General features: G+C 65.3%; 8 protein-coding genes. 4 read left to right on the top strand and 4 right to left on the bottom strand.

Features of this window, described 5'->3' with window-relative positions:
* Positions 1-123: 123 nt before the first annotated feature.
* Positions 124-1,377, bottom strand: coding sequence for a hypothetical protein (locus GF399_06200; protein ID MBD3399906.1), 1,254 nt, complete (start codon positions 1,375-1,377; stop codon positions 124-126).
* Between the two features lie 17 nt (positions 1,378-1,394).
* On the opposite strand from GF399_06200, the gene GF399_06205 reads away from it, so the two are divergent.
* The 4 genes from GF399_06205 (at position 1,395) to GF399_06220 (ending at position 10,655) form a co-directional block, all read left to right on the top strand.
* Positions 1,395-2,276: a DUF1295 domain-containing protein gene (locus GF399_06205; GenBank protein MBD3399907.1), complete on the top strand. Its 882-nt coding sequence runs from the start codon at positions 1,395-1,397 to the stop codon at positions 2,274-2,276.
* Between the two features lie 302 nt (positions 2,277-2,578).
* Positions 2,579-5,947: a hypothetical protein gene (locus GF399_06210; GenBank protein ID MBD3399908.1), complete on the top strand. Its 3,369-nt coding sequence runs from the start codon at positions 2,579-2,581 to the stop codon at positions 5,945-5,947.
* Entirely contained in the window at positions 5,814-9,566 is a 3,753-nt protein-coding gene (locus GF399_06215) for an AAA family ATPase (protein ID MBD3399909.1), read from the top strand. The genes GF399_06210 and GF399_06215 overlap by 134 nt, the downstream gene beginning before the upstream one ends.
* A 423-nt stretch (positions 9,567-9,989) precedes the next feature.
* The gene (locus GF399_06220) at positions 9,990-10,655 is read left to right on the top strand and encodes a cyclic nucleotide-binding domain-containing protein (protein ID MBD3399910.1); all 666 of its coding nucleotides are present in this window, start codon (positions 9,990-9,992) and stop codon (positions 10,653-10,655) included.
* Positions 10,656-10,777: 122 nt separating this feature from the next.
* Here GF399_06220 and GF399_06225 read toward each other — a convergent pair whose 3' ends face one another.
* The 3 genes from GF399_06225 to GF399_06235 form a co-directional block, all read right to left on the bottom strand.
* Positions 10,778-11,539, bottom strand: coding sequence for a hypothetical protein (locus GF399_06225; protein ID MBD3399911.1), 762 nt, complete (start codon positions 11,537-11,539; stop codon positions 10,778-10,780).
* 193 nt (positions 11,540-11,732) lie between these two features.
* Complete coding sequence (locus GF399_06230; protein MBD3399912.1) at positions 11,733-12,572, bottom strand: heterodisulfide reductase subunit F; 840 nt, start codon at positions 12,570-12,572, stop codon at positions 11,733-11,735.
* Complete coding sequence (locus tag GF399_06235; GenBank protein ID MBD3399913.1) at positions 12,562-13,242, bottom strand: hypothetical protein; 681 nt, start codon at positions 13,240-13,242, stop codon at positions 12,562-12,564. Before GF399_06235 ends, GF399_06230 begins: the two co-directional genes overlap by 11 nt.
* Between the last annotated feature and the right edge of the window lie 4 nt (positions 13,243-13,246).

A 13,246-nucleotide genomic window follows, 5' to 3' on the forward strand; every position in this document is an offset into this window, starting at 1 on the left:
GCCGCTTTATGCGCCAGTACATGCACCAGCAGCCGGCGAAGCGGTGACCGCGGGCGAAAAGACGCTCCAGGTCCGGCCAGGCCGCCAAAGTCAACGGTACTCCGCGTAGCGGAGATTCGGCGCTCATGTCTCGCCGTCCGGGGTGTCCTCCTCGACGGCCGCCAAACCGCCGTCCTCGACCTCGGCTTCGCGCTTGCGGCCGCGGCGGGATAGTTCGCCCAGGCTGAGACCCTCACGGACCAGGAACACCGCCCCGATGAGGATATAGGGCACCACCTGGGTGACGTGGAGCAGGACGGCGAAGGCCCCCGCCATGCCCTTGGCCGCCGTCTCGCCGTAGAGGGCGCCGATGGCCGGGGCGGCGGTCAGCAGACCCAGGGCGCCGAAGGACTCGAAGATGCCGATAAAACCCGGCGCCGAGGGGAAGACCACCCCCAGGCAAACGTAGGCCATCGTCACCAGACTGGTGTACCAGGGGATGACGACGTCGAAGCCCGCCGGCGGCAGGGCCCGGGCGAAGGGCATGGCCTCGATGATCGGAACGTAGGACAGCGCCGCCAGGCTCCAGATGCCGATAGACAGTCCGATGGCCCCCCAGAGCCGTCCCTTGTGGTTGAAGATGTGCAGCCCGTCGCCGAACTGGATGAAAAACTCGCGCACCTTTTCCCGGGCCTTGACGCCGAACAGCCGTGCCGGCAGACTGAGCAACCGCGCCGTGGCCTCGCGCCGGTAGTAGAGCACGACGATGGCCACGCAGCCCAGGACGTACACCAGACCGACGCCGATGGCCAGCCCCGTCTTGAGCATCCCGCCGAAGGGGATCAAGAACACCACCAGAATGAAGATCCCCATGATCACCAGACCGTCGAGGATACGGACGAAGATCACCGTGGCCAGGGCGCTGGAGTATTTGTAGCCCGTGTTCTTGCTGACGACGAGGGGGCGGATCAGCTCCCCCGCGCGCAGGGGCAGTACTCCGTTGGCCATGAAGCCGATCATCGTCCCGCTGGCGGCGTTAGCGAAACTCACCGGATGGATGGAATCCAGCAGCAGCTTCCAGCGCCAGATCCGCCCGATGTAACTGACGGACAGGGGGACGATCCACCACAGCAGTACGCCGTAGTCGGCCATACGGAAGCCGTCGACCATGGCCTCGAGGTCGATGTCGGAGAAGAACCACCAGAGCAGGCCGCCGGAGACGACCAGACCGAGCCAGAAGCGCCAGTTTTTCAGCAAGCGGATTCCTCCGACGGAAACGGCGGCGGGAAAAGAGATAGCGGACCTGACGGCTGATTTTAACACGCCGTGCCGCCCGTGGCGACTGCGGAACGTCGAATCACCCGCCCTCGACGCGGGAGCTTGGACCCGACCGGCCACTCTGCTAGAATAGTTCCATGCTCGAACGCTTGCGCTCCGATCGCAGCCTCAGCTTGCTCTATATCGGTCTGGCCTATCTGCTCGCGGGGGCCGCGGCCCGGCTCACCGCCGGGGCCGCCGCCGAACTGCACCCCCTCTGGCGGCTGGCCCTGGCCGACCTGACCGCCACCCTCGTCGTTTTTGTATTCAGTGTCGTCGCCGACAACTCCAGTGTCTACGATCCCTACTGGAGCCTGCTGCCGATCGCCGCGGTCCTCTGGTGGACTCTGGAGCACCCGGGGGCCGACCCCCTGCGCCGCTGGCTCGTTGTCGGTCTGGTCGCCCTCTGGGGCCTGCGGCTGACGGCCAACTGGCTGCGCCGCTGGCGGGGCCTGGGCGACGAGGACTGGCGCTACCGGGACATTCGCGCCTTCAGCGCCCGTTGCTACTGGCCGGTCTCGCTGGGGGCTATCCACCTGTTGCCCACCGTGGTGGTCTTCACCGCCCTGGTTCCTCTATACCCCGTACTGACGTCCAGCCGTCCCTGCGGTATTCTCGACGCCGTCGCCGCCCTGGTCACCCTGGGGGCCGTCGTGCTGGAGACCGTCGCCGACGAGCAGTTGCGGCGTCACCTTGCCGACGAAGACGCCGCTGGTCTACTGACCGACGGGCTCTGGGGCTGGGTGCGCCATCCCAATTACACCGGCGAGGTCGCCTTCTGGTGGGGACTGTGGCTGTTCGTCCCGGCGGCGGCGCCGACGGCCTGGTGGTGGACCCTCCCCGGACCGCTGCTCATGACCGCCCTGTTCGTCTTCGTCAGCGTTCCGCTCAAGGATCGGCGGATGCTCGGCCGCTATCCTCAATACAGACAACACCGCCGGCGCCTGCCGGCTCTGTTCAACCTGCCGCGCTCGGGCTGACCCCGTCCGTCGGAGCGGGCCGGCATAATAAACACCGAGGTGAGTCTGCGCCGCGAGACCCCGGAGGTCGTCGCCGACCACCCGGTCGCCGCAACCGGCACGGTTTTTGCATCTCGGCGACCGTTGGGGCTGCGGCAACGGTCGGCCTCCGCAAAAACCGTGCCGGTTCCGGCGCCGGGTCGCGCGGGTTGCCGCGGGTCGCGCGGGTTGCCGCGGGTTGCGTTGATGAGGCGGAGGTCTCGCGGCGCGGTCGCGAAACGGTAGGAACTCTCCTGACTCGTTCACACTCCCGATGGGGTAAGATGATCGAAGACGACGAACTCGAGGGTGAATGCTGGCTGGTCACCGGTTCGAGCGCGGTCCGCCGCCGGTTGATCGACGAGCTGGCGACGGCGGGGAGAGCCCGGCCGGGGCTGCGGGTGCTCGGGTTGGACGAGCTGGTCGAGCGTTTGGACGGCGGACTGTCCGGGCATCGTCGGCTGGTCCGTCGCGGCGAGCCGGTGTTGGTTCTGGCCGGGCTGCTGCGCGGGCACGCCGCCGAGCTGAGCTACTTCGACGCCTTCGTCGCCGAGGGCGAAGCGGCGGTCGAGGCCGTCGCCGCGCCGTTGGCCGAGGCCTTGCGCCGCCTGGACGAGTCGGGAAAGGTTCCCGGTGGTTCGGCCAAGCGCCGGGACCTGGCGCGGCTGCTCGAGCTGCGTCGGGCCGAGTTCACCCGTCTGGGGCTGGAGGAGCCCTTCGAGCGTCAGCGCCGGTTGGCGAAGCTGCTGCGCGCCGGGGAGCTCGAGGCGCCGCCGAACCTCGTGCTGGTCGAGCCGGATCACCTGGCCCCGGCCCGACGGGAGCTGCTGGAGGCTCTGTCCGAGGGCTGTGGGGTGCGCGTCGTGCCGGGGGCCGAATTCGCCCTGCCGGCGTCATCGTCGACGGCCTATCTAGGGCGCAGCCGGGAGCTGTTCGCGTCGCCGGGGTTCGCGGTCGAAGCCGAGGAGGGGCCGCTGCGCCGCGAGGAACTGGTGAGCTGGCTGTTCGACGGCGGAGAGCGCCCGAACGGCGCTTATCCGGAGCTGCGGTTGCGCCGGGCGCTGGATCGGCGGGACGAGGTGGTCGCCGCGGCGCGGGAGATCAAGCGCCGCGTCGTCGCCGGAGAGCCGCTGGAGGGCTTCGCGATCGTGGCGCCGGATTTGGGACCTTACGTCGCCCTGCTGGCCGCCGAGCTGGCCTCCCGGGGCATCCCCTTCAGCTTGCCCGGTGGCGAGCCGTTGTTCGCCGGGGTGCCGAGCCAGGTCGTGCTGGCCCTGCTCGATGTGCTGGCGCGCCCGGGTCGGGCGGAACTCCACGCCTACTGGAGCCATCCCGCCGTCCGGCCGCCGCGGTTGCCGGAGCGGGACGAGGTACGGCGGCGCCTGGCCCGTTTTCAGCAGTACCTGCCGCCGGCGCCCTCGGATCGCGAACCCGCCGAGTTCTGGAGCGCGGCGGAGCTCGAGGGCGCCCTCGAGCCCGGGGCCTTCGATTACCTGGCCCGTCGCGCCGGGGTCAGCGGCTTGCCCCGGGGCTGGGAGGGCCGTCTGGACGTCGGAGAGCGCCTGGTCCAGGCCTGGCTGCTGCCGGTGCTCAACGAGCTGCGCCGTCGGGTGCTGGATCGGCGGGGCGCGGATGGCGTTTTCGAGCGACCGGACGAGGTCGAGCGCCTCCGTCGGCGCCTGGCCGAACTGGTCGCCGTCGTCGGCGAGTTGGAGCGCCTGGAACGGCTGCGGGATCCGCAACTCGAGCTGGGCGAGCTGCTGGCGGGGCTGCGTCTCGAACTCGAGGCCCGTGGTTTCCGGGCCGAGCTGACCCGTAACCTTCTCGACCAGTTGCGGCGGGCGACGGCGGGGGTGACGGCGGAGCGGGCGATCACCGAACGCCGCCGGACCGAGGCCGTCGTCCGCTCCCTCAACGAGCTCGAGGCCGCGCTGACGGCCGTCGGTGAGCTGGCCCGCTTCGCCCGTGATCGGCTGGGCCGCCCCCTGAGCGGTGTCGGCCGGTTGCGTCGCCTGCTGGAGGCCGAGCTGGCCGCCCGTTCGGTCCGCGTCCCCGGTCCCGACCGCTCGCTGACCATCCTCGGGTTGAAGCAGACGGCGGGTTGGCGGCCCCGGAAGGTCTTTCTCCTCGGGCTGACCAACGAGGATTTCCCGCTGCGTGAGCGCGGCGGGCTGTTGTCCGGGCTCGAGTCGATTGACGAGCCCGACCTCGGGGATCAATCCCGCTACCTGTTGGCCCGGTTATTGTGGCGCGCCGAGGGCTTGCTACTCAGCCATCCACGCTGGACCGCCGACGGCGAGAGCGAGCCGGCGGCGCCTTTCAACGACCTGGTCAAGCTGTTGGGCGTTGCGGAACGCCGAGGCGACGACACCGCCCGTCATCCCACCTCGCCCGCCGAATTGATCGCCCATCACCCCGCTCATCCCGCCGTCGACGGGCTTCGGAGTCGCGGCGCCCGGCGCACCGCCGAGCTTCTCGCCGCGGCGACCGACCTCGAGCCCGGTCCCGTTGACGGACTGGTCGATCCCGCTGCGCTGGAGACCCATCCCCCCGGTGACGAGAGCGGCGAGTTGTCGGTAAGTGGACTGGAGGTCTATCTGCATTGCCCGCGACGCTTCTTCTTCGAGCAGATCCTGCGGGTGCGCGAGCTGCCCGAGGTCACCGCAGAGGCCGAGGCCGACGTCATCGGCAGCGTGGCCCATCGGGCCTTGGAGCTGTTCTTCAGCGGCCGACGCGGTGTAGCGGGTTTGAACGAGCCCTGGCGGGAGCCCCTCGGAGGAGCGAACTGGGCGACGGCCTGCGAGCGGATGCTGGACTGCGCCGCCCGGGCCTTCGTCGAGGTCGGCTGGCTCGACGAGCGCGACGAACCGCGCCGGCGGATTCGCGAAGGCCTGAGCGATGCCTCCGCCGCCCTGGACGCTCAGCGGCTGGAGCTGGTCGAGGGTCTGGAGCGGCCCGAGGCCGGACCACCCTTCGGCGTGCTCAAGGGGGCCCTGTTCCTCCAGCGCCGCCTGATCGGCACACTGCCCGCCCGGGTGGAATGGTTCTTCGGCGGCGCCGCCGGCGGTTCCCTGGTGCTGGGCGATCTGCGCCTGCGCGGCAAGATCGACCGGGTGGATCTCGACGAGGACGACGGCCTGCTGTCCGTCTACGACTACAAGACCGGACGCTCGTCCCACAGCCCCAACGACCTCGGCAAGGGGGCCGCCGGGCTGCGCGATTTACAACTGCCACTCTACGCCCTGGCGGCGCTGCAGTCCCTGGAGCGACCACCCGCCCGCGTCCGCGCCGCCGAGATCCGCCTGGCCGAGAAGTTCCGCCACCTGCCCCTGGACGACCCCGCCCAGGAACAACCCAAGTGCGGTGGGCTGCACGAGAAGGTCGCCGTAGGAAAGAGCAAGCGATCCTGGACCTTCGATTACGCTTTCTCGCGCGCCATGCTGGACTACGTTCGCCGGAGCGCCGAGGAGCTCTGGTCGTCGATCATGGACGGCCGCTTCCATCCGCCGGAGAAGCTCAATGACAACGATTGCCGCCGGTGCCCCTTCACGGCGGCCTGCGGCGAAGACAATCGTCACCAACGCCTGGCCCGCTTGCTGGCCGGGCGGGACGGCGGCGAGAACACTGGGGGCGGCGACGATGAGCAAGGGTAAATCCTACCGGTTGAGCGAGGAACAGGCGCCGGCCGCCGACATCGGCCGCTCGGTGATCGTCTCCGCCGGGGCCGGTTCGGGCAAGACCCGGGTGCTGACCGCCCGCTACCTGCGCCTACTACGCCAGGGTGTCGAGCCCGCCGCCATCGTTGCCGCGACCTTCTCGCGCAAGGCCGCCGCCGAACTGCGCCGCCGCATCGACGAGGCCCTGGCCGAGGCCTTCCACCGGCGGTTGCTGGAGGACATGGCCCTGGACGAGGTGGAGCGCCGGCGTCTACTGCGGGCCCGGGAGCGACTCACCGAAGGCCATATCGGCACCATCCATTCTTTCTGCCAGTATCTGCTGGCCGTCGAACCGACCTTGATCCCCGACCGCCCCGACTTCGGTATCCTGGACCAGCTCGAGGCCGACCGGGTGCGCCGGGCGGCCGTCGAGCGCGCCGTGGCGGCCAGCGAGCCCCTGACCAGCAACCTGGCCAGGTTGCGCAAGGCCGGTTACTCCCTCTACGATATCCGCCGGACTACTGCGCAGCTGCTGAACCGTCGCTGGGAGTTGGCCGAGGCTCGTGACAACCACCATCTCGGCCCCGCGGAGCTCAAGCGGCTCTACCACCGCTCCCTGACGGCGGTCTATTCCCGCTTCTTAATCAAGCTGCCTCCGGATCCCCGCGGCTTGATCGACGAGCTGCTGGCCGACGAGGCCGTCGTCGGACTGCTGGCCGACAAGGAGCTCAACGGCGAGAGCGCTCTGCAGGCCCTGCGGGCCATACGGGAGAGCCTGCGGCGGATGCTCACCGATCCGACGGCGCTGACGACGGCGGAGCTGGAGCGTCTGCGGGCTTGCAAGAGCCCGCCGGGGATAAACAAGAATAAGCTCCACGATTGCAACATCTTCAGCGAGATCAGAAAGGCGTCCGCCGGCCTGCCCGAAGCCCCGCCGACCCTCGAGGACGAGGAGCGGGCCTACGAGCTGACCGCCGTCTTGTTCGCCTGGCTCGACGAGGTTACCGCCGAGTACGAGCGGCTCAAGGTCGCCCGTCGCATTGCCGATTACGACGACCTCCTCGACCGCGCCGCCGCCGGGCTTGCCGAGCGCCCCGCCCTGGTGCGCAGCCTGCGTCGGCGCTTCCGTCACTTCCTCGTCGACGAGTTCCAGGATACCGATCCGCGCCAGTGGGAGATCATCCGCGCCCTGGGGCTGCCCGCGGAGGACGAGATCGCCGACGGCTCCCGGACCCTGTTCATCGTCGGCGATCGCAAGCAGGCCATCTACGGCTTCCGCGGCGGTGATAACACCGTCTTCCGTCGCGCCGAGGCCGAACTCGTCGCCCACGACGGCCTGGGCTGCAAGCTCAAGGACAATTACCGCTCCCGCGAGGCGATGCTGAAGTTCGTCAATCCGTTCTTCGAAGCCCTCTTCGGCGCCGATCGTGAGCTGCTGAGCGCCCGGCCGCACAGCTCCACCGCTGTGGAGCCCCAGTTGATGGCGGCGGCCCGAGAGGATCGCGCCGGCGGCTCCGTCGAACTGCTGGAGCCCGCCACACCCTTCAAAAACGACCAGAGCCTCAAGGAGGCCCTGCTGGCCGCCCGGGCCGTCGACGACCTGCTGGCCGGTCGTCTGGACGGGATCCCCGCCCTGGCGGATTACCCCGACGACGCGGTCCACGAGCGACGCCGACCCCTCGTCGGAGTCTTGGCCCGGACCCACGGCCGCCTGGCCCTGCTCGCCGGCGCCCTGGACCTGCTCGGTCGCGGCGACGATTACGCCCTGGGACGGGGTGGACTGTTCAACGGCCCCGAGGCCGGCTGGCTGCGCGCCGCCCTCGGCGCACTGACAGACCCCCGGGACGGCGTCTCCCTGGCCGCCCTGCTGCTGTCGCCCTGCGGCGGCTTCGACTACAATGATCTGCTGAGGCTGCGCAACCTGGCCCGCGAGCGCGACCGTTCCTGGATCGGCCTGGTGCTCAGCGACCAAACCGCCGAACTGGGACCGTCCTGGGTCGACTTCCACCAGCGCTGGCGCTCCTGGCGCCGGGCCGCCGCCGTCGGCGGAACCTCCCGCCTGATCAACCAGATAATGCGCGATACCGGCCTGGAGGCCGGGCTGCGCGCCCGGGGCCGGGGTGAATCCTGGCGCTGCCTGCAGCAGCTTGTCGAACTGATTGCCGCCCGGGAACGCACCGGTGAATTGACCGGACCGGCGGCGACCCTGGAGTGGCTGCGCGACAATGAAAACTCCGGGGAGTTCGACGCCCCGCCACCCCCCTACGCCCCCGTGGTCCTCATGACCATGCACGCCGCCAAGGGGCTCGAATTCCCCGTAGTCCTGCTGCCCTTTCTCGGAAAGGCGCCGCGGATCGGAAGTGACGGTAGAGCCCGTCTGGAATCGGACCCTGCCGGCGAGCGCCGCCTGGTCGTTCAGGTGCGCGACAACGCCGCCCCCTTCAAGCTCAAGTGGACCGCCCTCGGCGAAGCCCTCGGCCGGGCCGCCGACCGCGCCGTCGTCCTGGAGGAGAAACGCCTGTTCTACGTCGCCTGCACCCGGACCCGTGATCACCTGCTGCTCCTCCAGTCCAAGCTCGGCCAGACGGCCAACCTGACCGGTGAGTACGCCGGCGGCAAACCCGCGGCCTGGATGGGCTGTCTCTTCGAACCGGGAACCGGCGACGAGGTGAAGCTGCGCCACGGAACCCCCGTCGCCCGCCGGCGGCGACTCCAGCTACCCACTCCGATCACCGCGTCCCGGGAGGCCTTCGACGAAAGCCGCGTCAAGCTGGACCTCGTACACCCCCTGTCCGTCGCCGATCCACCGCCGGTCTCGCCCTCGGCCCTCGCCGAGCTGGCCGACTGCGAGCTGGGGTTCTACCTCCACCGTCTGCTGCGCCTGTCGACAGGGAGCGCCGCCGAGCTGCACTCCCGGGAAAAAGTGGCGAGCGAAATGCAGCACGGAGCGGCCTTCGGCACCGCCCTGCATCGGTTGCTGGAGTTCAGCGGCGGCGCAGACCTGCCGGAGGAGCGGATCGTGGAACTGCTCAGCGCCTGGGAGCGCCAGGGAAGGCTCGAAGACAACGACGGCCCGGAGTTCGACGCCCCGCCGGAATGGGCCGGCGCCCTGACCCGTCACCTGAACCGCCTGACCGGCCTCGAGGACTGGCGGCACATCCGCTCCCTCGAACCGACCTTCGAGATGCCCCTGCGCCTGGAACTGCACGGCTGCCTGGTGCTGGGCTATATCGACTGCCTAGTCGCAACGTCTAAATACCTCGAAATCTACGACTTCAAGTCCAACGCCCTCGACGGTACCTCGATGGACGAGCTGACCACCCAGCAAGGCTACGATATCCAACTAGGCGTGTACGCCCTGGCCGTAGAGAAGCTCTACCAACGCACCCTGAACCGGGTCGGCCTGCTGTTCTCCGCCCCGGGAGGCGGTCTCCTGCCCCTCGAACCCGCCGGGGTCAAAGCCCGTGCCGCCGCTTTACTAGAACGCGCCGCCGAGCTGGCCGCCACCCCCTTTGCCGATGTCCTGGCCCAGTATCCCCCCGAAGGCTGCCGACGCTGCGATCTGCGCACACTCTGCGCCGCTCTCGAGTCGGCGCCCGCTACGGGAGACCGCTGAACAGCGATACCGACATTGTCAGCCCTGCCCCCACAGCCCCCCGGAACCGGCACGGTTTTTGCATCTCGGCGACCGTTGGAGCGTTGTTCAACGGTTCGCCTCCGCAAAAACCGTGCCGGTTCCGGGGGGCGCAGTATCGGTGGCCGCGATCCGGGCCGTTGCTGTTCAGCGGTCTCCCGGAGCACTGACGTGCCTATGTTAGGGGATGAGGGCTCCAGGCAGGTGTTGGCTACGATCCCTGAGAATTTTCAACAATCCGCTGGCTGCGGGACGACTAACTGGTTACACGATCGTAAAAAATGGTCGGCTCTGTGTTGCAGCGCACGGTGAATTAGATATAAATATGAAAAAGGTATAGAATCAAGATGAACCAGCTGTGGCCACCTCTGACTGAACAGATGTCACCCGTGACAAGGCGGTACGATGAATACCGAATTCGACCTTAAACAAATCCCGCTGTTTTCCGCCCTCGACGAAGGTGAAATCGATCGGATCTACTATCTGTTGAAACGCAAACGCTTCAACAAGGGCGATATCATCATCACCGAAGGGGAGAAGGGCGACGAGTTCTTCGTCATCGAGATCGGTCAGGTCAAGGTCACCCGCCGCAGCTTGGACGGACGGGAGAAGATTCTCGATATCCTCTCCAACGGCAGTTTCTTCGGCGAGCTGGCCGTCCTCGACCGCATGCCCCGCAGCGCCACCGTCGAGGCCATGTCCGACGTCTCCAGCCTGACCCTGCACAAGGACGACTTCATCCCCTTGCTGGAGCAGATGCCCAGCCTGGCGATCAAGATCATCAAGGTCTTGTCACAAAGGCTGCGCGACGCCGATTCTCAGATCGAGGACCTGACCTTCAAGACCAGCCGGGAGAAGATCGAGTCCCTGTTCATCCGCCTGCGCGACTACTACGGCGTGCCCCATCCCGCGGGGACGAAGCTGACCATCCAGCTGACCCATCAGGAGCTGGCCGACATGGCCGGTTGCAGCCGGGAAACGGTCTGCCGTTTCGTCAACGAACTCAAGAACCGCGACCTGCTGAGCATCGACCGCAAGCGGCACTATATCTTCCACGAAAAGAACGAATAAACGCCCCACCGTATGAGTCGAACCGACTTCCAGAATGGAACGGTTTTTCTAACCTGCCCGAATGCGAAGTGGAAACAACGGCGCCCCAGTGGGCGCCGTTTTCATCCGGCACGCTGTCTCGACTACTCGCCCTTGGGTCGGATCTCGACCTCGAAGGGCAGCTCCACTTCTCCGACGATAGGTGGTCCAAGGGCTTTTACCTCACCCGGGACGGCATCACTCAGCTGTAGCTCCATTCTGTGACCGTTGTCCTTGCGCAGCACCGCGGGGTGGGCCTGAACGGCGAAGACCTTCCACTGTTTTGGGTTGGAGAAGGTGTATAGGCCTGCGGCGCTGCTTTCGGCGTGCAACCCGGCACAGCCGAAGACATCGAGATCGAGAGTGGAGCTCTCCGCGGTGGCGATGGCGAAGCCGTTGGACTGGAGTACCGCCGTGATCAAGTACAGCTTCGTGTTCAAGTAGTCGTCGATGAACCATGATTCGAAGTTGACACGGTGTAGGCAAGCCTTGACCTTGCCCGGGAGGACCGCTTGGCGTTGGACATTGGTGAAGTAGAATTCAACACTCTTAACCTTCGATGCTTCCGCTTTGATTGTCGGGTTCATGACCCCCAGACTCATGAGCCGGTTTTCGAAGGCCGCAACGGCCGCTTCACCACCAAAACGTTTGCTCCGCTTCCCAGCGAATAGATCGGAGATATTGTCCAGCCCATCGGGCGCCAGATCGCAGACCCCGATATCCGGTGAGATATCCGGTAGATCGTGCAGCTCGAAGAGCGCATCGCCGTCCCTTTCGAGCAGACGGAGCAGCTCGATCCTCCGGGGCTGCTTGACCAGCGAGAACCCCAGTTGCTTCATTGCTTTGCACAGCGGACTGTCGCCCATGATCCCCCTCCTGTCTTTTCTCAGCCGGAACATCGAGTGACCGATTGGCATTCTCCCATACCCGTGGACAGCGAGGCAACAGACCATCGTCGGCATTTGTTATTTTTCTTTGTCCGAGGCTGGGAGCCAGTACGGGATAAGCAAACGGCCCCGGGGCGGGGCCGTTAAGCGTAATCGGGGCGGCGGGGGGTTTTTAAAGATCCGCGGGCAGGGCCTCGACCTCGGCCTGGGTGAAGACGGGGCCGTCCAGGCAGACGAAGCGTTCGCCGACGTTGCAGCGCCCGCACTTGCCCAGGCCGCACTTCATCCGGTTCTCGAGGGTGGTGACGACGCGGTTGGGGTCGTAGCCGGCCTCGGTCAGGGCCTGGAAGACGAACTTGATCATGATCGGCGGTCCGCAGGTGACCAGCCAGGTGTTGTCGCCCTCGAGCAGATGGTTCTCCAGCACCGTGGGGACGAAGCCGATCTCGCCCTCCCAGTCCGGTGTCTCGCCGCCGGGATCGACGGTCAGGGCGACGTCGACGTCGCCGCGGGCGGCCCATTCCTTCAGCTCGCGCTTGTAGACCAGGTCGGCGGTGGAGCGGGCGCCGTAGACGATGCTCAGGGCGCCGTAGTCGTCACGGTTGTCGAGCAGGTACCAGATCAAGCTGCGCAGGGGAGCCAGGCCGATGCCGCCGCCGACGAGCTGCACGTCGCCGCCCCGCATCTCGTCGACGGGGAAGCGGTTGCCGTAGGGCCCGCGGAAGCCGACGACGTCGCCGACGTTGGAACGGGCCAGGCCGCCGGTGACCCGGCCGACCTCGCGGAAGGTGCACTCGATGTAGCCCGTGCGGGTGGGCGAGCTGGCGATGCAAAAGGTGCTTTCGCCCTCGCCGAAGCTGGAGTAGAGGCCGAACTGCCCGGTCTGGAAGCTGAAGGACTCCCGGTAGTCATCTTCGACGAAGCGCAGCCGGTAGGTCTGGATGTCCGGCGTCTCCGGTGTGATCGAGGTGATCTCGGCCAGCCGGGGACGGTAGATGTTGTCAGGAATCATCAATATATCTTTCGTTTTTAAGGGAAAGATATATTAATAGCTTAATTTCTTCCATTATTTTAAAAATATTAGACTCTAAATCATTGTATTCATTAGCTTCGACTTCATCACCCATCATTTCATGAGCAATATCATTTCTCTTATTGATAATCTTGTAGAGTATACATTTGTATTCATCGATCCAATCATAGTCAAGACCTAATAAAAAAAGAGCTCGCTTTATAGAATTAGGAAATAACAAATTAAAACCTGTAACATCTTCACTTCTAATTTCAACTGTATGATTCTGTATATTTTCATATTCATTTATGAAATTATACTGTCTTGCTAATAAATGTAATTTTTTATCTTCAGGAAGCTTACGTTTGAACAACTTACTTTTTTTGTTTGTATCACAGAGCGTTGTTAGTTCTTTTGATAATGTAAGTGTTAATAAATATCTATTTATGCAATTCACATTAATTCTGTTTAGATTAACATATTTTATATATATTTCAAATGCAATTTTTACATACCCCTCGACAAATGCCTGAAGAATAACGATCAAATATTTATTTACATATTCGATGTGTGTATTATCTTTATATAATATGTTTTTTATTTTTGTGTACTCTTCAAATCTTCTTAAATGTTCATTTTCTAGCTCTTCATATGCATCTACGTGATACATGTGT

It is taken from the genome of Candidatus Coatesbacteria bacterium, from assembly GCA_014728225.1.
Taxonomy (GTDB): domain Bacteria; phylum RBG-13-66-14; class RBG-13-66-14; order RBG-13-66-14; family RBG-13-66-14; genus WJLX01.